The following is a 22,644-nucleotide window of genomic DNA, read 5'->3' on the forward strand; positions in this document are numbered from 1 at the left end:
GCTTGGGAATGATGTTGTTCTTTTACCTGGGGTTTGCCCCCCCCCCCCCCCCCCGGCTAATATATTTCGTGCCTTCAATACTCTTTCTTCAGTATCTTTTTAATTCTTCATTCAATCCATTGCCACTTTGCTTCTTTGCGGGAGTAAACTCTCCTGTGGTTTATTTGAGCCCTTTCTTTTTCAAAAGCTCATAATTCAAACCGCTCACCAAATACTCGTTTGGTAATCAGGGAAATATATTTCATTTTAGAAAGGAGGTTTATTGACCTTATCGCCCAAAATAATCTACATGCCATGAATAGGCTCTCTTGGAAAGTCTTTTTTTGCTCCATTTCAATTCTTGCTGCCTGCAAGGAGCCGAAGCCAATACCTGAGACTCCTGATAGCCCTGCACGAGCTGCCGAGGAAGAAATTCTCACTTTTCAAATTGATCCTGGACTGGAAGTTCAATTGGTTGCTTCCGAACCCTTGGTAGAAAGTCCCGTGATCATCCAATTTGATGAACGAGGGAGGCTTTGGGTCGTGGAGATGCGTGGATATATGAATGATATCGATGGCTCTGAAGAGGGCCAACCCGTCGGATCCATTGCTATTTTAGAAGATACAGATGGTGATGGCAAAATGGATCATCGGATTGTTTATTTGGACAGCTTGATCATGCCTCGTGCCTTAGGGCTTTTTGAAAATGGGGCTTTGGTCGCCGAAAATAATGCGCTTTGGGTTACCGAAGACTTGGACGGAGATTGGATAGCTGATAGAAAGGTCTTATTGGATTCCACCTATGCTGCCAATGGAATTCCCGAACATTCAGATAATGGTTTTGTCAGAAATCTAGACAACTGGTACTACAGCGCCAAATCCAGGCTTCGATATCGACTACAGGATGGAGAATGGATCCGGGATAGTACCGAATTTAGAGGACAATGGGGTATCACCCAAGATGATCAGGGTCGCTTGATCTATAATTATAACTGGTCGCAGCTTCATGGTGATCTGGTTCCGCCAAATACTTTCAGCAGAAACAAGAATCATCAAACGAATACAGGAATCGATCATGGCCTGACCATTGATCGCCGTGTCTATCCCATCCGAAGTAATTTGGCTGTAAATCGGGGCTATATTCCCGGCACATTGGACTCTACCGGCCGTTTACTTGAATTTACTTCGGCAAGTGCACCGACCGTTTACCGAGCAAGCCTTTTGCCCCAGGAGTATCATGGTAATATGTTTGTGATGGAGAATGCCGGGAATCTTGTAAAGCGCAATGTCATTCGAGAGGAGGGCGTAAAACTATCCGCTGAGGATCCTAATCCCGGAAGGGAATTTATGGCCTCAACGGATGAACGTTTTCGGCCTGTTTATGGGACTTTAGGTCCTGAAGGGGGATTGTATATCGCTGATATGTATCAGGGAATCGTACAGCATGGTTCTTACATGACAGACTATCTTCGAGAGCAGACCTTGCTTCGCAATCTTGATCAGCCGGGCCATATGGGTAGGATTTGGCGAATAGTTCCGAAAGGTCATTCTAATTTTGAAAGTGTTAATCTAACAGAGCTTTCCGATGAAGATTTAATTTCAACCTTGGACCATGCAGATGGCTGGTATCGAGACATGACTCAACGGCTTTTGGTAGAAAGCGAAAAGGGGAGTTTGGTTCCGCTACTTGAAAATTTTATCCTAGAAAAGTCAAAAACCGAACTGGGAAAAATCCATGCACTATGGGCCTTGGAAGGCTTGGGTTCTGCAGATGCTGATTTTTTATTTCAAATCTTCAGCACCTCAAGTACAGAGGTGCAAAGGCATGTTTTAAGGATTTTGGAAAAAGCTGCTGAAAAAGATGAGTCAGTTGCTAAGCGATTGGGAATAATCCTAAAGGAAATGAGACCGATTCAAGATGAGGCTTTGGCACTTCAGATCGCTTTAACAGCCTCCCAACTGCAAGTTCCTGATAAATTTGATCTGTTGAAGTCCATTTTGGAGGATTTTGGTTCTGAGGCACTTTTTCGGGATGCGGTCATGAGCAGCTTAGAAGGGGATGAGTTTGAATTTTTGTCTTTTCTTGATAAAGAGAGCTTTCTTGAAACCCAAACGGAAGCGAAAGCCATATTTTTAGAGACGCTCGCTTTGGCTGTAGTACAAGGTTCAGATCCAGATGAGACTGCTTCTCTTTTGAATTTTATTGCTTCCAAATCAACTCATTGGTCTTCTGAGGCAGTATTGTCAGCGCTAGCCATTCAAGGTTCAAAGGCAGAAAATCAAGGGAAATTTTGGTTAGATGAAGAGCCGGAATTATTCCAATTGACGGCACAAAATCAGCAGCTTTCTCGGGCAAAGAATCTTTTTCGTTGGGAGGGGTTTTCGCCTGATAAGGAATCTAATGATATTTTGACTTTAGATGCGCAATCTCAAGTGCTTTTTGCTGATGGTAGGCAAAAGTACCTGACTTCCTGCGCAGGTTGCCATGCGAGTAATGGAGGAGGTGTCAATCGAATGGGGCCGCCTTTGGTAGGTTCTGAATGGGTGATTGGAGATGAGCGAAGGCTTGCTTTGATTTTATTGCACGGAATCGAAGGTCCGATCTCTGTCAATGGGAAAGAATATGATGCACCGGAAATTCTCCCTGTTATGCCATCCCATTCCACCATGGATGATGGAAGTATTGCGGCTATTTTGACCTATATCCGAAATGAATGGGGAAATCAAGCCGGACCAATCAGTCCAAGACTCGTGGGAGGTACGCGCCATACATCGCAAGGGAGAGTTTACCCTTGGTCAGCTGACGAACTGAACGCGCATATCGCCAAACTCAATCAAGAAGAGACAAAACCCAACCCCAAGCCATGATGAAAAGACGCCAATTCCTTCAAGCCAGCAGTTTGGCAGGACTTTCCCTCTCTATGCCTTTTCCCAGAATTCCTGATTTTTTGAAAGGCTATTCGATGGGAATAGTCATCCATTCTTATGGAATGCGCTATGGAGGTAGGGTGAAAAACGAGAATTTTCCTCCTTTTGAAAATGCTTTGGATTTGATGCGGCACTGTCATCAAATCGGTGCCGGAGGAGTTCAGACTACCGTGGGAGCTTGGGGACTTGACTTTAGCAATAAGGTAAGAGAAGAACGGGAGAAGTTGGACTTGTATTTGGAAGGAAGTATCGGGTTACCAAAAGATGAGACGGATTTAGATCGATTTGAAAAGGAAATCAAGGATGCAAAAAACGCAGGTGTGGATGTGCTACGAACAGTTTGCTTAAATGGTCGTCGCTATGAAAACTTTGAGTCGGTGGATCAATTTCGGGACTTTAAGAAAAAGGCATTGAAATCCTTGCAATTTGCAGAAGGGGTAGTCAAAAAGCATCAGGTGAAATTGGCAGTGGAAAACCATAAGGACTGGACTTCGGAGGAACTTGTCGAAATTTTAAAAAACTTAAGTTCTGAGTGGGTGGGTGCTACGGTTGATTTTGGAAATAATGTTTCCCTTTTGGAAAACCCGAACAAAGTGATCGAGAATTTGGCCCCTTTTGCTTTTTCTACTCATGTGAAAGACATGGGAGTTCAGGAATACGAGGATGGTTTTTTACTCTCAGAAGTGCCTTTAGGAGAGGGGATTGTGGATTTGAAAAAAGGTATGGATCTCTGCAGGAAATACAATCCGGATATTCAGTTTTCACTGGAAATGATCACCCGGGACCCTTTGAAAATTCCTTGCCTTACAGATAAGTATTGGGAGACTTTTGAAAGTGTTTCAGGTTCCGAGCTCTCTAGGCATTTATCCTTTGTCCGCAAAGAAAGCTATCCGGGCTCTTTACCTCAGGTTTTTGGCCTTTCAGACCAACAAAAATTACAAGTGGAGGAAGAAAACGTCAAAAAATGCTTAAACTTCTCCAAATCAAACCTTTTAACCTAAATCCAAGCAAATGACTGATTTCACCAAACTTCCGGGAGTAGAACTTTTCACTCAAAAAGGCAAGGCCGCCATCATCACAGGTGGTTCCAAAGGATTGGGTTTTGCCATGGCAGCGGGCTTGGCTTCAGCGGGATCAGATGTGATGCTTGTCAGCCGTAATCAAGCCGAATGCGACGAAGCTGCTTTGGAACTTTCCAATCAATATGGGGTCAAAGCCATTGGTTTTGCTGCAGATGTCACCAAGGCAAAAGCGATGGAATCTATGGCCCAAAAAGCCTTGGATACGTTTGGACGAATTGATACACTCATCAATTCAGCTGGGATAAATATTCGGGGAGGGATTGATGAGCTTTCGGAAGAGGATTTTAAGAAAGTCATGGATATCAATGTGAATGGGACCTGGTTGGCCTCGAAGGCGGTTATTCCTTCTATGAAAGAAAAGAAAAAAGGGGCAATTATTAATTTGGCGAGCACACTGGGTGTGGTCGGCTTGGCTAATCGTACTCCCTACACCGCAAGTAAGGGGGCGGTTGTTAATATGACCCGAGCTTTAGCTTTGGAGCTTGCTCCATGGAATATCACCGTAAATGCCATTTGTCCCGGGCCTTTTCTGACTGAAATGAATGAGCCGATTGCTAATACCGAGGAGGGAAAGAAATTTATCGTCGGAGCCACAGCGCTGGGAAGATGGGGTGAGTTGAAGGAGATTCAGGGAGCGGCACTCTTTTTGGCTTCCGATGCCGCTACATACATGGTAGGTTCCTTGATCACCGTAGATGGAGGCTGGACGGCGCGGTAATTTTTATCCAACAAATAAACTAATCAGGTATATAATCACAATGGCCGAAATCCCCATTATCAGGGTACCTAGGCTGTGAGATTGATTTCCCTGCTTCACGGTCATGCCAGAGAGCTGAGTGACTACCCAAAATCCGCTGTCATTGGCATGGGAAATGGCAATGGCTCCTGCACCGACCGAGAGGGCAGTCAGTACTTTCATCGTTTCTGTATCTAGACCCAGTGGTACCATCAAAGGAGCAATGATGGAAGCTGTCGTAATCATCGCGACTGTAGTAGAACCTTGAGCTGTCTTAAGCGCAAAAGCGATCAGAAAAGGCAGGAAAATACCCCAATTGGCATCTTTCATCCCTTCGCTGACCAGAGTTCCTATTCCTGAATTTTGAAGCATTTTCCCAAATACACCTCCGGCACCTGTGATGAAAATAACCGGGGCAGCAATCAAGAGTGCCTTGCCGACCCAACCACTTGCCGACAGCATTTTTTTATCGAGTTTTTTGGGTAGGGTAAAAGAAAGCAGCGCACCGATCAGCAATGCTATGACCGGTGAGCCGATAAATTTGATCACTCCTAATAATTGTCCCTCTCCAAAAGGCTTGGTGGGATAATTGGCTATGGAAGCCATAATGATCAACAACAGGGGAATGATGATCGGGAGAAATGACTTGATTGCTGAAGGATAATCATTTCGAGAGACGGCTTCTTGATCTGTTTCGATAGTTGCTTCAAGTGGAATTCGCGAAACGAATTTGTTGACAAAAATATAGCCCGGAATGAGAGTCAATAGCGATACGATTACACCCCAGAAAATCATCTGTCCCAAGTCCGCATTAAGTATCCCGGCGGTGGCTATAGGGCCAGGTGTGGGAGGGACAAGCGAATGACTACACATGGCACCTAGCGAAAGGGCAATCATGGTTCCTGCGTAAGAACGGTTACTTTTTACTGCCAAGGATTTGGCAATGGGGTTCATCATGATAATTGTAGAGTCCCCAAAAACTGGAATAGAAAGAACATATCCTCCCAGCATCATGGTGAGGTTCACTGATTTTTTACCGATCCAGCTTAGAATTTTTTCTGCTATGACTAAAGCTCCTCCCGTTTTTTCTAAAAAAGTACCCAAAATTACTCCCAAAAGAATTAGCAATCCGACAGAACCCAAAACACCGCCAAAGCCTTCAGAGATAGATTGAATAATCAAGTCAAAGGACATTCCAGACAGCAAGCCGTAGAGTAATGCAGCAGCAAAAAGCACTAGGAAGGGGTGAATGTCATATTTGACGATGGCTATTAAAATGAAAGCAAGTACAAAAAGAACAGATAGAATTAATACCATGTGAGGCTTGTTTTGGGCTGATGAATACTAAAAAAGCCTAAAAAACCGAAAAATAAAAGGTAATTGATGTAGGCACCCAAATATACTTTTGAAAGTATCTACAGAAGAATAGGTTTTCTATAAAAAAAGCACCCTCTCATGTGCTTTTGAGAGGGTTGGGTGGCACAGCTTCTGCTCAGTTGTGTGTCGTATTTAGTTTTCAGGGAATAATCTAAATCTATGGGATGGTCTAGGCAACGGGTGGATTCTAATCAAAGCTATTCCCTTGAAAAAACAGTCTCCCCTTCCTTGATCGTCTCCAATACTTGAATATCCTTGATTTCATCCGCGGCAACTTTTAGTGGATTCTTATCCAAAATGACCAAATCTGCCAATTTCCCTTGGGTCAGGCTGCCTTTTTCATCTTCTTCAAAATGCTGATAGGCAGACCAAATCGTAATGGCCTGAAGCGCTTCATAAGGAGTTAGTCTTTCGCCCTCTCCAATGATGGCCCCAGATCGAGAGGTTCTGTTGACAGCTGTCCACAAAACACGCATTAAGTTGGGAAGTGCTACCGGAGCATCGGTATGAATGGTGATTTTTACGCCTTTGTTTAAGGCTGTTCGGACGGGACTGATTTTATTTCCAAGTTCATCTCCGATAATTTGCTTATGCCAATCCCCCCAATAGAAAGTGTGTAAGGGGAAAAGTGAAGCGACTACATCCAAAGCCTTTAAAGAATCCAACTGATCCTGGCGGACATATTGGCCGTGAATCAGCGTGTTTCTTCTATCGCCAATTCCATATTTATCTACATTTGGGCGAAGTGTCCGGATCAATTGATCAATCGCGGCATCTCCATTTGCATGTACTAAGATTTGCCAGTTGTTTTGGAAGCCTTTTTCCATGATAGATTGCACCGTTGCGTCATCGGGGATTGCGGGATAGCCAGCATAATCAGCTCCCATTCCATCAGGAGGAAGTAGGTAGGGTTGTGTACGCCATGCAGTTCGGCCCTGTGGAGATCCATCCAGGGTAATTTTCATTCCACCAATTCTGTAATGATTCGTGTAATTTTTGCTATTCCAGGTTGATCCCATGTATTGATCTGCAAAGGCATAATCAATGTAGCTGACTACATCTATTTTCAACTCTCCTTTTTCGGCATTTGCAGCCAATAGTTCGTGATTTTGCATGGCTCTACCTTCTTGTGCAGTGGTATATCCGAATGAAAGAGCCATGTCCTGACCTGCCTGAAAAAACCGGTCTGCCCCTGCTTGATCCTTGGGCATGAGTGCTTTTAGCATGTATGGGATTGCAGCGAGTTCTTCAAGTACACCGTTCGGAGTCTTTCCGTCTGCTTCTCTTCGAATGATTCCTCCTTCCGGATCAGGTGTTTTCTCATCAAAGCCCAAGACTTCGAGTCCTTTAGAATTGACTACAGCAAAATGCCCAGAGATATGCGTAATCATAATTGGGATTTCTGTACTGACTTGGTCTAGGTCATGTCTGGTTGGGAAACGCTTCTCTTCCAAAACGGAATCGTCAAAGCCTGTTCCAAAGATCCATCCTGTCAGAGCCAGGTTTTCCGGTGTATTCCATTCCTTCAGCAATTGGATCAGCCTAGGGATATCCTTACACGTAGCGTCTGGCGGGGCTAGCAACTGCGCTCCGACTGCCTGCAATCCAAAATTTCCAAAATGAGCATGCCCATCGATTAAACCCGGAAGTAGCGTTTTTCCTTCCAGATTGACCATTTTATGATTGGGGCCCGCTACTCGCATTGCTTCGTCCGAGCTCCCTACAAAATCAATTTTATCACCTTTGATGACCAAGGCTTCTACATATTGAGGCTGGTCGCCTTCCATGGTCAGAATATCTCCTCCGAAATAGACTACTGCAGGGATTTCTTCTTTCACTGTTTGGCAGGCTCCAAAAAGTAGAAGTAAACTGAGGGCTAGACTAAGATATTTCATCTGTTTATAAATTGATTTTTAGAGGTCAGATGGAATGCCCTACCCCGATGTATCGGGGCATCCCCCTGTGTGAGAATTAATTCTCATGGGCATTTCATGTGGAGGAACCGTTATTGTTTGATTATTAGAGGTTTAAAATACAGTTTTTGACTAATATTTATAGCAGGTTTTTAGCAAAACATCTCAAAAAGAAACCAAAAAAAAGAATTTGTTGACTTAATGGAGAAAATTTCATCCAGGTTATTATAAAAAAAACTCCTTTGATAAAAGTACCAAAGGAGTCTAAAGATTTATTATTGACTTTCACACCATTTAAGGGCTGCTATAAAGGCATCTAGCCAAGGCGTAAACTCATCGTGGCGCTGTTCTGGATAGTATGGCCAATTCCAGGGCTTCAAGCTTCGCTCAATATGAGGCATAATTGCTAAATGGCGACCATCTTTTGAAGAAATTCCAGCTACCGAATAATCCGATCCATTTGGATTTCCAGGATAGGCCTCATAGCTGTATTTCATGCCGACATTGTATTCATTTTCTGGTTCTGGTAGGGAAAATTTACCTTCACCATGCGCCACCCATACTCCCAAGCGCTGCCCACTCAAACCTTGAAGCATGACAGAATTATTTTCTGGAATCGTCACATTTACAAAAGCTGATTCAAATTTATGACTTTCATTATAAAGCATTTTAGCCTTGGAGCTGTTGGTTTTTCCTACCAAACCTAACTCGACCATCAGCTGACAGCCATTACATACCCCAAGAGAAAGGGTATCCGGTCTTGCGTAGAAATTATCCAATGCCAATTTGGCCTTTTCATTATAAAGGAAAGCACCTGCCCAACCTTTTGCCGACCCTAAAACATCTGAATTGGAAAAGCCACCAACGAAGACAATCATCTGTACATCGCTGAGGTCTTCGCGACCAGTAATCAAGTCGGTCATGTGAATGTCCTTCACTTCAAAACCTGCCAGCCACAGCGAATAGGCCATCTCCCGGTCTCCATTGACTCCTTTTTCCCGGATGATTGCAGCTTTAGATTGACCTTTTTCTTTTCTGAAAGGATCAATTCCCGACTTTATAAAGTTTCCAGTCCAATCTTTTCCAAATTGATAGCTGAGCTTTTGATTTTTGTAATTGTCGAAGCGGTCTTTTGCAAGCTTCTCTCCACTTTGCTTGCGATCAAGAAGGTAAGAAGAGCGGAACCATACATCCCGTAGTTCGGCTACATCTAGGTTCAAGCCGATTTCCGGTAAGGAAACAGCCGAATCCAAAGTCACATCTGCAATAGAAATATAATCGATGTCATAATTATCCAAAATGGCTCTGACTTTCTCTACCTGCTCAATCTGAATCAAAACACCAGAATTCTCAGAGAAAAGAGCCTTGATAAGATCCTTTTCTTTCAATCTGTCCGTTTTGACTTTGAGACCGACCGAAGCACTAGGGAAGCACATTTCCAGAAGCGCTGTGATCAAACCTCCGGAGGAGATATCATGTCCTGCCAATACAAGCCCCTGCTCAATGAGCTTTTGAATAGCCATAAAAGCATGACTGAAATAGTAGCTGTCTTTTATATCAGGGCATTCAGTTCCCACTTTGTTAAGTGTCTGATAGAAGCTAGATCCTCCCAGCTTCGCCCGATCTTTTGAAAAATCAATGTAATAGACCTTCGAGCCTTGGTGTGGCTTTAGTGTAGCCTGAACGGTTTTGTTGATGTCAGAGCATTCGCCGACAGTAGAAATAATCACTGTACCCGGAGCATAAACTACCTTACCGTCAGGATACTTCTGTGTCATGGAAAGCGAGTCCTTACCAGTCGGGATATTAATTCCCAGGTCTATTGCAAACTTAGAACAAGCCTCAACAGCTCGATACAAGCGATCGTTTTCTCCGGAATTCTTGGCAGGCCACATCCAGTTGGCGCTTAGTGAAACTCCCTGAAGTCCTCCTTCAATAGGAGCAAAAACCAAGTTGGTCAATGCTTCAGCGATAGCCAATCTACTGCCTGCTTCAGCATCAGCCAATGCTGCCACCGGTGCATGTCCGATGGAGGTTGCAATTCCTTTGGTTCCATTAAAATCCAAAGCCATCACCGCCACATCGTTGAGAGGAAGTTGGATTTCCCCAACAGTCTGTTGAGTGGCTACTCGGCCAGTTACGGAACGGTCAACTTTATTGGTAAGCCAGTCTTTGCAAGCCACGGCTTCCAGTTGTAGCACTTCTCTGATATAGCCTAAAACCAACTCAGAATTGTATTGGCCTTCCTGAAGATTTGGCTTTTGATGCTGATCCTCTAAAATAGTTTTCGGAGAAGATCCAAACATGTAAGCCAGATTCCAATCAACCGGTTTTTCACCGGTTTTTTGATTTTCAAAAATGAAGTGCATATCGCCAGTCGTCTCTCCCACTACATAGAAAGGAGCACGTTCTCTGGCCGCAAGTTGGGATAGTGTGGGAATATCTTTTTCAGAAACCACCAAGCCCATTCTTTCTTGGGATTCATTTCCAATTATTTCTTTGGATGAAAGTGTAGGATCGCCCACTGGCAATTGATCTATATGGATCGTTCCTCCGGTGGATTCGACTAGTTCTGATAGGCAGTTTAAGTGTCCTCCTGCTCCATGATCGTGGATGGAAATGATTGGGTTTTCAGCACTTTCCGCCATGGCACGGATGACATTTGCCACCCGTTTTTGCATCTCAGGATTCGATCGCTGTACTGCATTAAGCTCTAAAGAGCTGGAAACTTCACCCGTATTGAGGGAGGAAACTGCAGATCCACCCATTCCGATCCGGTAGTTGTCACCACCCATGACCACGATTTGATCTCCTGCTTTTGGTTCGTCTTTTTTGGCATAGTTGGCATTGGTGAAACCAATACCGCCAGCCAGCATGATGACCTTGTCAAAGCCATAATGCTTATCGCCTTCCTCATGTTCAAAAGTCAAAAGTGAACCAGAGATCAGAGGCTGACCAAACTTATTACCAAAATCAGATGCACCATTTGACGCCTTGATTAAAATATCCATGGGCGTTTGATACAGCCAAGGTCTTTCAGGGAGATTTGTTTCCCAAGTTCTACCTTTCTCGGATCGAGGGTATGAAGTCATATAGACCGCCGTCCCTGCAAGTGGAATGGATGCAGTACCACCGGCAAGCCTGTCTCTGATTTCCCCTCCAGAGCCTGTAGCAGCCCCGTTGAAAGGTTCTACAGTGGTTGGGAAGTTATGTGTTTCAGCTTTTAGCGAAATGACCGTGTCGATTTCTCTTGCCTCAAAAAAGTCCGCTTGATGTTGGGTTTTGGGGGCGAATTGATGCGCTTTGGGTCCTTGGATAAAAGCGACATTGTCCTTGTAAGCTGAGACGATACGGTTAGGATGCTGTTTGGAGGTTTCTTTGATCAATTGGAAAAGTGTTTTAGGCTTTTCTTCTCCATCGATGATAAAAGTACCATTGAAGATCTTATGTCGACAGTGCTCAGAGTTCACTTGAGAAAATCCGAAAACCTCGGAGTCCGTCAGCGGTCTATCCAATTGTTTGGAAACATTTTCTAAGTAAGCTACTTCTTCATCGCTCAGCGCCAACCCCTCTTTTTTATTGTATGCAGCGATGTCGGTGATTGCCTGAATAGGTGCTGGCTCCAAATCAATTTCGAAAATATTCTGTGTCAGCCCTTCATAAGCCTTTTGAAGCATTGGGTCAATTTCTTCCCCATCTTTCAAAGGGAAAAATTCTTCGATTCGTTGGATGCCCAAAATGCCCATATTCACCGTGATCTCCACAGCATTGGTAGACCAAGGGGTGATCATTTCTTTTCTAGGACCGGCAAATTTTCCGGAAAGAGATTCTTGATTGATTTGGGTTGCTTCGCCGAAAAGCCATGTCAGTTTTTGGATGTCTTCCTGGGCGAAAGGTTGGGGAGTCTGTACTGCGTAGACTACTTTTTGGGGTGATTCGAAGAAGAAAATCATGTCCATTAGCTGGTAAGCTGCAAATGTAAGGAATTGAGAGAAGCTTTGGAAAATTCCCTTTTTAATCTTGGCCACTTGAAAGTGAAAAAGTCAAAAGGGAAGTAGTTGGTTTATGTTTAAGGCCAAAAATCAGATTAAAAATAATCCGCTTTCAAAAAAGAGAAGACTTAAAAGACGTGTTAAATTAGGCTAGAAAGAGTATGTAGCTCAACAATAAAATCACTGCAATAAAAAAGGATATGATCACGATTTTTCGAGTCCTTAGGTACCAATCCCTTCTACGATAGCGATGTGCAATCAAGTCATCTAGATCTTTTGGAACAGCATTTCCTCTTTTTGCAGATGAATAGGCATTTTGCTTATCGCGAAATTTCCCAAGCTTCTGATTTTCATCAAAAGACTGCTTTGCTGATCGACTAAAACCTGCCCCTCCGGTCATAGGTATTTAAATTTTAAGAAATTCTAGAAAATGATGACGTCACTCTATCAACTAGAATTTAATTTACAGCAAATTATTGTTTTTTACTACTAATCCATCCTGACAGATTGATTTTATATATCTTAAGGGTTTGATGATCAACTAATTTTAAAATGAACAAGATATACAGCCTTTGTTTCGTTATTTTATTTCTCTCGTTCACCCTTTCGGCACAGGAGACAAATTCTAATGCTGAAAAAAAGCAAGACCCTAAAGCAGAAGTTTTTGAATCTGATATTTCAGTCAACATTGACGGTAAGTCCATCGATCTCCGAGCTCATGCCGGTACGATGGAGCTCAAAGATGAAAACAACAAACCAATCGCACTTTTTGGATTTACGGCTTATTTCAAGAAAAATCCTGAGAAAAATAGACCGATTGTCTTTGCCTACAATGGAGGCCCGGGCTCTTCATCCTATTGGCTTCACTTGGGTATCATGGGGCCCCGAAGAGTAGTGGTAGATGATCCTAATTACAATCCTGCAGCTCCTTATGAATTGGTAAATAATGAGTTTTCGATTTTGGATGTGGCAGATGTAGTAATGATGGACCCCGTGGGAACAGGTTTATCGGTTCCAATAGGAGAGGCTACAGGAAAGGATTTCTGGGGAGTGGATCAGGATATCCGAAGTGTCAGTTTATTTATCATGCAGTTTCTGAAGGAGCATGATCGACTCAATTCACCTAAATATATTTTGGGAGAAAGTTACGGTACTTTCCGAAACGCAGGAGTAATGAATTACCTATTGGGGAAAGGATACGCGCTCAATGGTGTGATCATGGTTTCGGCGGTTTTTGATTTGCGAACGCTCTTTTTCGCTCCCAATGAAGATGTCTCCTACATCGTCTATCTACCAACCATGGCAGCGACATCCTGGTATCACAATCGGGTAGCTGATAAGGGAGAAAGTTTACCTGAATTTGTGCAAGAAGTACGGGAATTCACCGAGAATGAATATGCCCCTGCGCTTTTCAAGGGGAATCGAATTTCAGCCTCAGAAAAATCTCAAATTGCCCAAAAACTTCAAGATATCACTGGGATAGCAGCAGGTACTTGGGAGCGAGCAGATTTGAAAATCACTGCATCAGAGTATTTCCAAGAGCTACTTCGCGACGAGGAGAACACCGTAGGTAGACTAGACTCCCGATACAAGGGAATCAATATCGATCCGATGTCCATGGATTCCTTCACAGATCCACAAAGTGACGCAATTTCCCCAGCCTATACCATGGCGTTTTTGGATTATTTCCATGGTCAGTTGGGCGTGAGTAAAGATTGGCTTTATGCAACTTCGGCTTATTCTAAGCCAGGGTTTAATTGGGATTGGAAGCATCAGGGAAATAACTTCTGGGGTGCAGATGCCGCTGTCACCACCCTTCCTGATATGGCGGAGGCACTTAGCAAGGATCCCAATGTGAAAGTTTTGATCATGAACGGCTACTATGATTTGGCTACTGTTTTCTATGGAGTAGAGCATTCTATTTCGCATCTGGATTTGCCTCAGCAGGCGATAGATCGCATTATTATGACTTACTATGAAGCAGGTCATATGATGTACACGCATCTTCCTTCCGCTCAGGAGTTTAGAGTTGATCTTAAGAGTTTTATTGAGGATACTCAGAGAAAATAATCCAGCTTAGATTCAAATGACCAAAAGTCTCACACTTTTAGCTACGATTTTTCTTAGCTTTTCATCTTCTGCTTTGCTTAGAGCCCAAGCTCTTTCAGAGTCTCAGCTTTATTTTCCCCCAAAGGTTGGTCTGACTTGGGAGCGGATGTCTTTCCCTGAAACTGGCTGGGATCAAGCTGGAATGGGAGAGTTTTTATCTTGGCTGGAAAGCACCAATACTAGAGCTTTTCTCATCTTGAAAGATGGGAAACTCGTTGTCGAAGAATACCGCGGAAACCGCCTTACCGGAATGGGGCCTATGGATGAGAGTTCCCTTTGGTATTGGGCCTCTGCCGGCAAAACACTTACTGCGGCACTTCTTGGAATCGCCGAAGCGGAAGGGCTCCTAAAGCTAAAGGATCGCAGCCAAAAATACCTTGGGAAAGGATGGACTTCTTTAGAAAATAAGGAGGAGAAAAGAATCAGGATTGTTCATCAGCTAAGCATGACCACCGGGCTTGATGATACAGGTGATTTGAATAGCGTGACTCCTTCGGACCTCCGCTTTAGGGCTAAAGCCGGAACCCGATGGAGTTATCACAATGCTCCATATACTGTCCTCAAACAAGTGGTACAAAATGCAAGCGGCAGGTCCTTCCAAGATTATTTTCATGAAAAAATCAGAGATAGGATCGGGATGAATGGCCTTTGGCAAAATACCGGAGGAAATAATGTGTACTATTCAAGTCCTCGATCCATGGCACGCTTTGGACTTTTGCTTCTAGCCAAAGGAAAATGGGAAGACGAACAGGTTCTAAATTCCGAATTTGTAGAGCAAATGATCAGTCCATCGCAAGACTTTAATCCAAGTTACGGATTATTGACCTGGCTAAATGGGCAAAGCTTTTACAGGTTGCCGGGCATGGGAAGAAATTTACCAGGTTCATTGGTGCCGGATGCACCCGAGGACATGTTTATGGCTTTGGGTAAAAATGGACAATTTTTGATGGTGATCCCTTCTCAAAATGTGGTCATCGTCCGAATGGGAGCAAGTTCGGATACTTCTCAAATACCTTTTTTATTGATGAATCAGATTTGGGAAAGACTCGGGCCAGTGATCAGTGGGAATTAAGCTAGTATCCAGACAAGTTTAAATATACTTGCTGAGCTGGTAATTGATTTTATCCAGAGACAATGGTTTCTCAAGAAATCCCGATACAATATTGAAGCTTAGTGCTTTCTGCCTGTCTTGGAAGTCGATGGAGCTTGATAGAATTACGATTTCATCTTTTCTTTCAGGAAATTTTTCCTGATAGGTATTCAAAAACTCCCAACCATTCATGACCGGCATGTTGATGTCAAGAAAAATCAAAAGTTGTTGGTTTTGCGGAAACTCTTCAATCTTTTTTAATGCTAAATCTGCTTCTAAAAATTCAAGAATGCTCTCGCTCACTTCTGTCTTTCCAAGCAGTCGTTTATTGATCAGGTTATTAATCGGATCATCATCCACTAGAAAAATGGCATCAAATTGAATCATGCAGTGTCATTGGATCAGGCATTGGCAAAATACGATTATTCCAATAGCAAGAAAAAGGTTTTGGTAGATTTTTAATGAAGTTGTTTCGTTTAGCAAAGGTGAATAAAAAAAGGGAAACCGAAGCTTCCCTTTTCAAATAATTTAGAATGAGCAGATTACATCATACCGCCCATTCCTCCTCCACCACCCATCGGTGGCATAGCAGGAGCATCTTCTTTCACGTCTGCCACTACACATTCAGTGGTCAATAGCAATCCAGCGATAGAAGCTGCATTTTCAAGAGCTAGTCGAGTTACCTTAGTAGGATCGATTACACCAGCTTTGAAAAGGTCTTCGTACTGATCGGTACGGGCATTGTAACCGTAGTTTCCTTTATTTTCTCTGATTTTATTGATGATCACAGAAGGCTCACCTCCTGCATTTAGCACGATAGTTCTCAAAGGAGACTCAATCGCCATACGCACGATGTTGATACCGGTATCCTGGTCTTCATTGATGCCTGTTAGGTTTTCAAGTGCTTCTGCTGCTCTGATAAGCGCAACACCACCACCTACAACAACACCTTCTTGAACAGCCGCTCTAGTAGCGTGCAATGCATCGTCTACACGGTCTTTCTTCTCCTTCATTTCAACCTCAGTAGCAGCACCGATATATAGGATAGCTACACCACCGGAAAGCTTAGCAAGTCTTTCCTGAAGTTTTTCACGGTCGTAATCAGAAGTTGTCTTGTCGATTTGTGCTTTGATCTCGGAGATACGAGCTTGGATCAAATCACTTTGTCCAGCACCGTTTACTACTGTAGTGTTGTCTTTGTCGATATTTACTTTTTCAGCTCGACCAAGCATATCCACTGTAGCGTTCTCAAGCTTGAATCCACGCTCTTCGGAGATTACAGTACCACCAGTTAGGATAGCGATGTCCTCAAGCATAGCTTTTCTTCTGTCTCCAAATCCTGGGGCTTTTACAGCAGCTACTTTAAGTGCGCCACGGATTTTGTTTACTACCAAAGTAGCCAAAGCTTCACCATCTACATCTTCAGCGATGATAACCAATGGCTTGCCAGACTGTGCTACTGGCTCCAATACAGGAAGCAATTCCTTCATGGAAGAAATCTTCTTGTCGTAGATCAAGATGTATGGAGACTCAAGCTCAGCTTCCATTTTCTCTGTGTTGGTCACAAAGTATGGAGAAAGGTATCCGCGGTCAAACTGCATTCCTTCGACAGTTTTTACTTCTGTCTCTGTACCTTTTGCTTCTTCTACTGTGATGACACCATCTTTTCCGACTTTCTCCATAGCGTTGGAGATCATCATTCCAATTTCATCGTCATTGTTAGCAGATACAGTAGCTACCTGAGCGATTTCTTTGCTTGTAGAGATTTCTTTTGAGTTTTCTCTCAATTTGGCAACAACTGCGGCAACTGCCTTGTCAACACCTCTTTTAAGGTCCATTGGGTTTGCACCAGCAGCTACGTTTTTAATACCTGCATTGAAGATAGCTTGAGCCAAAACAGTAGCGGTAGTAGTACCATCACCTGCATTATCTGCAGTTTTAGAAGCTACTTCTTTCAAAAGTTGAGCACCCATGTTTTCGATTGGCTCTTCCAATTCGATTTCTTTTGCCACGGATACACCATCCTTAGTGATGGTAGGAGCACCAAATTTTTTGTCAAGGATGACATTTCGGCCTTTTGGTCCGAGTGTCACTTTTACTGCGTCAGCAAGTGCGTCTACACCTTTTTTCAGGCGGTCTCTTGCATTGGTATCAAAGAATAATTCTTTAGCCATTTTTCTGTTTGATTTTTAGTTTCTACAAATAATTAAAGGATTGCGAAAATGTCGGACTCACGCATAATCAAGTAGTCAGCGCCGTCGACGTTGAGCTCAGTACCGGAGTATTTTCCGTACAAAACAGTGTCGCCCACTTTCACAGTCAATGGTTCATCTTTCTTACCAGTTCCGATGGCCACTACCGTACCTTTCTGAGGCTTTTCTTTGGCTGTATCCGGAATGTATAATCCGGAAGCGGTTTTTTCTTCGGCTGCAGCAGGCTGTACCAACACCCTGTCCGCAAGTGGTTTGATGTTCACGTTTGACATTTTTATGAAATTTTTAAAGGTTAGATTAAAATTCTGAAGCCACTAGAGCGATTCCTGTGCCAATGAGTTTTTAAAGAAAAACACTGACAAATCGGCCACACTTTGTCAGTTTCTGACCGCTGTTATGAAGTTTTCATTCTAAAAAACTGTCAAAATTTCCAAAGGCTCTGGACAAAAATGTCAGAATTCATTACTTTTTGTAAAAGCTTCTAGAATATGAGTAAACTATCGAAAAATTGGATCACCGAGGGCCTGATTGATTTTGAATACAAAAAGTACCAATTATTGGCTTATTTGCAGGAAACTGATAAATCCTTTAAGGCGATCAAGCTTTACCCACCGCTTGGTGAGCTGATTGAGCATCATCGAAATCTCAATGCTTTCAAGTCAGGCAAAAGACAACTTTCAGATATGTTTCCAAAAGCTTTGGAAAGTGTGGACTTCAAAAAGAAGAAGTTGAATTATCAATCTCAATCAGATGATTCCGAGATGATGAAAGAGATTCACCTGATTACCGATTTTGCGATTGAAAAGATCCAAGATCAGATCTATGAAGGAAGAGCAATCTATGATTTTGTGGAGGATCATATAGCCTTCGAGCCGGTTGGCATATTACCGATCTACACCAAAGAGGGATTTGTTTTTTTAACTCGGGAAAAGCGATCTGACATCCATGCATTTCGCTATCAGTCCAGTTTGCTACAAATAGCAGGGGAGCGTTTCCGAAGTATATCTTTGTGGCTGGGGGGGATTTTTCAACGGACTCTAGTCCGAACCCTAGAGGCTTTGAAGCTGGAATTAATTCGTGAAATCAAGGAATTGCCCAATCCCGCCGCTTGGCGAATGCATAGCAAGCAGGATTTTCCCATCGAAGAGACTTTGCTTCCGATCAGCAAGAGATTGCTATTACAGCATGTCAGTAAATGAAAGGTAAGGCTTAGCTGGCTTCTACTAATTCCTTTTCGGTATTAGGGATGTTCTGATTTGCTGTGATTTCAGCCTTTTTACGTTTTTGGATCACATCGGCACCTGGCTTGTCAAAAAGAATCAACCAAGCTTCTTTCAGGTTTTTTGCCTTTCGAAGGTCAACAAAAATGTCTCTCCATTCATGAAAAACCAGATAAATAGGATTGTAGGAAGTCACCGGCTTGGTAATACCATAAGTCGGTCGCTCCTGCTCCTCCATAAATGTCCCAAACATTCGGTCCCAGATAATAAAGGTTGAGCCGTAGTTCTTGTCCAGGTAATGCTCATCACTCGCATGATGTACGCGGTGGTGAGAAGGTGTGGTAAAAAAGAACTCGATTGCTGGATGTAATTTTTTGATGTATTCGGTATGAATCCAGAATTGATAAAGGACTGCTATCTGATGACAGATGAAAAACACAAATGGATCAAAGCCCATCAACATGACAGGGATGAAGAAGACGATCTTGATGTGTTGTGTCCAGCCCAAACGGAAAGAAACCGAGAAGTTGTACTTGGAACTGTTGTGGTGCGTGATGTGCGTAGCCCACCAAAAACGTTGTTCGTGAGCGACTCTATGTGCCCAATATCTGGCAAAATCAATGGCGACAAAGCAGACAATGAATGACCACCATGTTGCCGGAATTTTGAAAGGGGCCAGGTTGTAAAAGAATAGGGCTACACCGAACGTGGCCAGTTTGATCATGGCGCTAATCCCAACATTGACTAGGCCAATGGTAGAGGCTGCCAGGAAGTCTTTGGTATCATACGCATCACGTTTTTGGTACCAGCTAATTCCCCATTCGATAAATACCAAAAGAAACATGATTGGAGCTGCCCATAGAATAAGATTTGGCCAGCTTTCAAGTTGAAGGTCCTCCAGTCGGAGAGGTTGATTTTGCATAAAATTAATTTCGATTCAGGAGCAGATTTCGAAAGTTGGTGGTGATAAACATCAAACCTGCTCTAAAAAACAACTCGATTACAAGGTACAAAAAAAATGTCCGCCTTGAAAAGACGGACATCATTAATTATTTCTATCGGTGATTAATTGCCTGCGCTATCAGGCTCAGTTGTGGGTTCCTCAGTTGGTAAGATGCTTTCAGTTTCCTGTTCTCCGAATGCTGGAGCTACTACTTGTTGCTTCGCATTTTCAATGTTTGGAGATGAGAATTGATTGGACTGCGGGTTGGTATAGAAAGCAGAAGAAACCAAGGATAAAACCAAAATGGATACAGCTAAAACCCAAGTTGCTTTTTCCAAAACATTTCCGGTACGAGTCACTCCCATAATTTGGGAAGCACTACCTCCGAAAGCTGCCCCAACGCCTCCTTTAGAATTTTGGCCTAGGATGACAAGTATTAATAATACTGCCAAAATCAGGATAACGGTAATCAAGAACGTAAACATATTATGAGTCGGTATTAGTCAGATTTTGAATTAAGTTCGCAAAGTAAGCTGATTTCTCTGGAAACTTCAAACTCAGCTTCTCATAAATTTCTACTGCTTTCTGATTTTTCCCTTGCTTGACCAAAAGCTTGGCAAAAGATTCGGTGATCAGCTCTTCTTTGATTTGGGTACTGCTTTCAGCCAGATTTTCTTTGTTTTGATTGGCTTCGATCTCTTTGATCGTGGCCATCTTGATATCCTTTTTACTGAAAGCCTTGATCAGATCGATCTGTTCCTTCTTTTTGGCATCGACAATCTGCTTTTTTTCTTTCTTTTTAATAGACTCAATCAGGTCGTCTCCGGAAGCCTTTCTTCGCTTGGGTTTGGGCTTCTCCTCAGGTGTAGGCCCGTTCGATTTCAGCCCTTTTTCCAGTTGAACAAGCTTTGCGGTTTGATTAGCGGCTTCGGCTGGTTTAGTGAGATTTTCTGGCAGAAGATCCTCGTCTTTGGATTCCGAATTGACGGTAGGCTTTTGATGAATCAATTGACGAAGCCAAATTCTGTCAGGGCTGGTAATAGCCGCCCAACCTAGCGTATTTTCAGAGTTTTGGGACTCCTTCTGGAATTCATAACGTGCGATCAAAGCATGAGGTAGCTGGAAAAATGGGAAGTTTTCCTGCATTTTTTTCAGCAGAAGGACATCTGATTTTTCCAGATTACTAGCCCGGCTTAATATTTCCTTGAGTTGATTGGCGTTCACGATTACTTTTTTTCCAATATAGACATTTTACCAATTTGCCACCGTGGCAGTAAAAATGTCCTGAATGATGTTTCTGAAAATTTCCTCTACCAATTGACTTTCTACATCCAGCAAAGTAGTCGTTCGAGGATCATAATCCTGGAAGAAAGAGAAGTTTTGCTTGAGATTTTCTTCCTCATTGCTGAGGTTGATGTACTCCACTTCCACAGATATCGTCAATCGCATCTGTCCAGCTCGATCCGGAAGGTTTGGATTCCCGCTGGAAACTACCGCTTGTGGAGTCAGGGCATAGCGTTTGATCGCTCCTGAAAACTGAAGATCCCCATTGGATCTGACAAGCTCTAGCTGAGTATTTCTCTGATAATAATCTTTCAAAGATTCTGTAAAAAGCTGCTCCATGTTGGCAGGTCCACCACCAGAATCATTGAAGAAATTGTCCACCGAGAAGGACTGGACTAACTCGTAATTGATATTGGTCCCTGTGAAGCTGTAATTCACGGAGCAACCGCCCAAAAGTAGAATTACTGCAAATAAAGCAGATCGCAATGTCCTATTGATCAATTTCATATTGCTTGATTTTGCGGTAAAGTGTGCGTTCAGAGATTCCCAAATCGGAGGCGGCGTATTTCCGCTTGTTATTATGCTTTCGCAAAGCTTTTAGGATCATTTCCTTCTCCTTTTTTTCTAGCGAAAGGGAGTTGTCATCTTCCTCATGAATGATGTCTTCTATGGCCTCATCCTCATAGTCGTCTGAACTGCTGTTTTTCTGTGCTTCCAATACCAAAGGCAAAGAGTAACCTGAGCCTCCTTCGGGTTTCTCTTTTTGGGAGGGACCATTATCCAGATTATCGAAAAGGTCACTGTGCTTTTGTAGCACACTACTACTCACGCCTCCATTTTGGTAAGTTTCGAGGACGAATTTTTTCAGATCATTCATGTCCTTTTTCATATCAAAAAGGACCTTGTACAATAAATCCCGCTCCGAAAAATCCATGGATTCTCCTGAGGAGCCACCTGATGGAAGTGGCATAGGAAGTCGGGAGTTGTCTGTAGGAAGGTATTTGCTCAGCGTCTTCGCATCTACTTCCCGCTCTTCTTCCAGGAGGGATATTTGCTCGGCAATGTTTTTTAGCTGTCGGATATTCCCTGGAAAAGGATAGCGCATCAGCAATCCTTGGGCATCAGTATCCAAAGAGATTGGCCGAACTCGGTATTTTTCAGAAAAATCAGAAGTGAATTTTCGGAAGAGCAAGACTACATCCTCACCCCGCTCACGAAGGGGCGGAACGAAAATCGGCACCGTGTTGAGTCGGTAATACAAATCCTCTCGAAACTTCCCTTTTTCTACCGCTCTCAACAACTTCACATTAGTGGCTGTGATGACGCGAACATTGGTTTTTTGAACCTTTGAAGAGCCGACGCGGATAAATTCCCCATTTTCCAAGACCCGAAGCAGTCTGGCTTGGGTGCCTAGGGGCATTTCTCCGATTTCATCCAAAAATATTGTACCGCCATCAGTCACTTCGAAGTATCCCTTTCTGGCCTCATGAGCTCCTGTAAAGGATCCTTTCTCATGGCCAAAAAGCTCAGAGTCTATCGTTCCCTCAGGGATTGCACCACAGTTGATCGCGATAAACTTCCCGTGTTTTCGAGTAGATAGGGAGTGGATGATTTTCGAAAAACTTTCCTTTCCGCTACCGCTTTCTCCAGTAATCAAGACCGTCATATCAGTCGGTGCAGCCTGCATCGCTACCTGAATGGCATGATTTAGCAGGGGGCTGTTTCCGATGATTCCGAATCGCTGCTTGACACTTTGTATTTCGTGGGGAGTGATCATG

At 43.2% G+C, this 22,644-nt stretch carries 18 protein-coding genes; 6 read left to right on the top strand and 12 right to left on the bottom strand.

The features are described from left to right. Positions 1-294: 294 nt before the first annotated feature. From G457_RS0105095 to G457_RS0105105, 3 genes are read left to right on the top strand one after another with little or no spacing between them, the layout of a single operon-like run. Positions 295-2,847, top strand: coding sequence for a DUF7133 domain-containing protein (locus G457_RS0105095; RefSeq protein WP_026945496.1), 2,553 nt, complete (start codon positions 295-297; stop codon positions 2,845-2,847). Beyond that, positions 2,844-3,908: a sugar phosphate isomerase/epimerase family protein gene (locus G457_RS0105100; RefSeq protein WP_322786333.1), complete on the top strand. Its 1,065-nt coding sequence runs from the start codon at positions 2,844-2,846 to the stop codon at positions 3,906-3,908. Before G457_RS0105095 ends, G457_RS0105100 begins: the two co-directional genes overlap by 4 nt. A 10-nt stretch (positions 3,909-3,918) precedes the next feature. Beyond that, positions 3,919-4,707 carry an SDR family NAD(P)-dependent oxidoreductase gene (locus G457_RS0105105; RefSeq protein WP_026945498.1) on the top strand — a complete coding sequence of 263 codons (789 nt, stop codon included), beginning with the start codon at positions 3,919-3,921 and terminating at the stop codon, positions 4,705-4,707. A gap of 3 nt (positions 4,708-4,710) precedes the next feature. Here G457_RS0105105 and G457_RS0105110 read toward each other — a convergent pair whose 3' ends face one another. From G457_RS0105110 to G457_RS0105125, 4 genes are all read right to left on the bottom strand, one after another. Then, positions 4,711-6,042 (bottom strand): GntP family permease, encoded by a 1,332-nt coding sequence (locus G457_RS0105110; RefSeq protein ID WP_026945499.1) that lies wholly within the window; start codon positions 6,040-6,042, stop codon positions 4,711-4,713. A gap of 257 nt (positions 6,043-6,299) precedes the next feature. Continuing rightward, complete coding sequence (locus tag G457_RS0105115; protein ID WP_026945500.1) at positions 6,300-7,997, bottom strand: amidohydrolase; 1,698 nt, start codon at positions 7,995-7,997, stop codon at positions 6,300-6,302. Between the two features lie 293 nt (positions 7,998-8,290). After that, positions 8,291-11,968 carry a phosphoribosylformylglycinamidine synthase gene (purL, locus tag G457_RS0105120; protein ID WP_026945501.1) on the bottom strand — a complete coding sequence of 1,226 codons (3,678 nt, stop codon included), beginning with the start codon at positions 11,966-11,968 and terminating at the stop codon, positions 8,291-8,293. A 184-nt stretch (positions 11,969-12,152) separates the two neighbouring features. Continuing rightward, positions 12,153-12,407: a hypothetical protein gene (locus tag G457_RS0105125; protein WP_026945502.1), complete on the bottom strand. Its 255-nt coding sequence runs from the start codon at positions 12,405-12,407 to the stop codon at positions 12,153-12,155. Positions 12,408-12,559: 152 nt separating this feature from the next. Here G457_RS0105125 and G457_RS0105130 point away from each other — a divergent pair, with 152 nt between their 5' ends. Continuing rightward, entirely contained in the window at positions 12,560-14,077 is a 1,518-nt protein-coding gene (locus G457_RS0105130; protein WP_026945503.1) for a S10 family peptidase, read from the top strand. Between the two features lie 16 nt (positions 14,078-14,093). Further along, complete coding sequence (locus G457_RS0105135) at positions 14,094-15,188, top strand: serine hydrolase domain-containing protein (protein ID WP_026945504.1); 1,095 nt, start codon at positions 14,094-14,096, stop codon at positions 15,186-15,188. An 18-nt stretch (positions 15,189-15,206) separates the two neighbouring features. Here G457_RS0105135 and G457_RS0105140 read toward each other — a convergent pair whose 3' ends face one another. The 3 genes from G457_RS0105140 to G457_RS0105150 form a co-directional block, all read right to left on the bottom strand. Next, positions 15,207-15,593, bottom strand: a complete 387-nt coding sequence (locus tag G457_RS0105140) for a response regulator (RefSeq protein ID WP_026945505.1) — start codon at positions 15,591-15,593, stop codon at positions 15,207-15,209. A 155-nt stretch (positions 15,594-15,748) separates the two neighbouring features. Then, entirely contained in the window at positions 15,749-17,380 is a 1,632-nt protein-coding gene (groL, locus tag G457_RS0105145) for a chaperonin GroEL (RefSeq protein ID WP_026945506.1), read from the bottom strand. 32 nt (positions 17,381-17,412) lie between these two features. Continuing rightward, positions 17,413-17,691, bottom strand: coding sequence for a co-chaperone GroES (locus G457_RS0105150; RefSeq protein ID WP_024281503.1), 279 nt, complete (start codon positions 17,689-17,691; stop codon positions 17,413-17,415). A 216-nt stretch (positions 17,692-17,907) separates the two neighbouring features. On the opposite strand from G457_RS0105150, the gene G457_RS0105155 reads away from it, so the two are divergent. Then, entirely contained in the window at positions 17,908-18,618 is a 711-nt protein-coding gene (locus G457_RS0105155) for a hypothetical protein (RefSeq protein ID WP_026945507.1), read from the top strand. A 10-nt stretch (positions 18,619-18,628) separates the two neighbouring features. On the opposite strand, the gene G457_RS21080 is transcribed toward G457_RS0105155, so the two are convergent. From G457_RS21080 to G457_RS0105180, 5 genes are all read right to left on the bottom strand, one after another. Continuing rightward, positions 18,629-19,561 (bottom strand): sterol desaturase family protein, encoded by a 933-nt coding sequence (locus tag G457_RS21080; protein WP_035483161.1) that lies wholly within the window; start codon positions 19,559-19,561, stop codon positions 18,629-18,631. Between the two features lie 143 nt (positions 19,562-19,704). Then, on the bottom strand, positions 19,705-20,067 hold the full coding sequence (secG, locus tag G457_RS0105165; protein ID WP_026945508.1) for a preprotein translocase subunit SecG: 363 nt from the start codon (positions 20,065-20,067) through the stop codon (positions 19,705-19,707). A gap of 1 nt (position 20,068) precedes the next feature. Beyond that, on the bottom strand, positions 20,069-20,806 hold the full coding sequence (locus G457_RS0105170; protein WP_026945509.1) for a hypothetical protein: 738 nt from the start codon (positions 20,804-20,806) through the stop codon (positions 20,069-20,071). Between the two features lie 27 nt (positions 20,807-20,833). Beyond that, the gene (gene lptE / locus G457_RS0105175; RefSeq protein ID WP_026945510.1) at positions 20,834-21,373 is read right to left on the bottom strand and encodes an LPS assembly lipoprotein LptE; all 540 of its coding nucleotides are present in this window, start codon (positions 21,371-21,373) and stop codon (positions 20,834-20,836) included. Further along, complete coding sequence (locus tag G457_RS0105180) at positions 21,357-22,643, bottom strand: sigma-54 interaction domain-containing protein (protein ID WP_026945511.1); 1,287 nt, start codon at positions 22,641-22,643, stop codon at positions 21,357-21,359. Before G457_RS0105180 ends, lptE begins: the two co-directional genes overlap by 17 nt. Position 22,644 lies beyond the last annotated feature (1 nt).

The sequence above is a fragment of the Algoriphagus marincola DSM 16067 genome, assembly GCF_000429405.1.
Lineage (GTDB): Bacteria > Bacteroidota > Bacteroidia > Cytophagales > Cyclobacteriaceae > Algoriphagus > Algoriphagus marincola.

Excerpts from the sequence above, each read along its gene's own strand:
- lptE (WP_026945510.1), bottom strand. The coding sequence starts at position 21,373 with ATGAAATTGATCAATAGGACATTGCGATCTGCTTTATTTGCAGTAATT.
- G457_RS0105125 (WP_026945502.1), bottom strand. The coding sequence starts at position 12,407 with ATGACCGGAGGGGCAGGTTTTAGTCGATCAGCAAAGCAGTCTTTTGAT.
- G457_RS0105100 (WP_322786333.1), top strand. The coding sequence starts at position 2,844 with ATGATGAAAAGACGCCAATTCCTTCAAGCCAGCAGTTTGGCAGGACTT.
- G457_RS0105140 (WP_026945505.1), bottom strand. The coding sequence starts at position 15,593 with ATGATTCAATTTGATGCCATTTTTCTAGTGGATGATGATCCGATTAAT.
- G457_RS0105135 (WP_026945504.1), top strand. The coding sequence starts at position 14,094 with ATGACCAAAAGTCTCACACTTTTAGCTACGATTTTTCTTAGCTTTTCA.
- groL (WP_026945506.1), bottom strand. The coding sequence starts at position 17,380 with ATGGCTAAAGAATTATTCTTTGATACCAATGCAAGAGACCGCCTGAAA.
- G457_RS0105110 (WP_026945499.1), bottom strand. The coding sequence starts at position 6,042 with ATGGTATTAATTCTATCTGTTCTTTTTGTACTTGCTTTCATTTTAATA.
- G457_RS0105150 (WP_024281503.1), bottom strand. The coding sequence starts at position 17,691 with ATGTCAAACGTGAACATCAAACCACTTGCGGACAGGGTGTTGGTACAG.
- G457_RS0105130 (WP_026945503.1), top strand. The coding sequence starts at position 12,560 with ATGAACAAGATATACAGCCTTTGTTTCGTTATTTTATTTCTCTCGTTC.
- G457_RS0105115 (WP_026945500.1), bottom strand. The coding sequence starts at position 7,997 with ATGAAATATCTTAGTCTAGCCCTCAGTTTACTTCTACTTTTTGGAGCC.
- purL (WP_026945501.1), bottom strand. The coding sequence starts at position 11,968 with ATGATTTTCTTCTTCGAATCACCCCAAAAAGTAGTCTACGCAGTACAG.
- G457_RS0105155 (WP_026945507.1), top strand. The coding sequence starts at position 17,908 with ATGAGTAAACTATCGAAAAATTGGATCACCGAGGGCCTGATTGATTTT.
- G457_RS0105180 (WP_026945511.1), bottom strand. The coding sequence starts at position 22,643 with ATGATCACTCCCCACGAAATACAAAGTGTCAAGCAGCGATTCGGAATC.
- G457_RS0105105 (WP_026945498.1), top strand. The coding sequence starts at position 3,919 with ATGACTGATTTCACCAAACTTCCGGGAGTAGAACTTTTCACTCAAAAA.
- G457_RS21080 (WP_035483161.1), bottom strand. The coding sequence starts at position 19,561 with ATGCAAAATCAACCTCTCCGACTGGAGGACCTTCAACTTGAAAGCTGG.
- G457_RS0105095 (WP_026945496.1), top strand. The coding sequence starts at position 295 with ATGAATAGGCTCTCTTGGAAAGTCTTTTTTTGCTCCATTTCAATTCTT.
- secG (WP_026945508.1), bottom strand. The coding sequence starts at position 20,067 with ATGTTTACGTTCTTGATTACCGTTATCCTGATTTTGGCAGTATTATTA.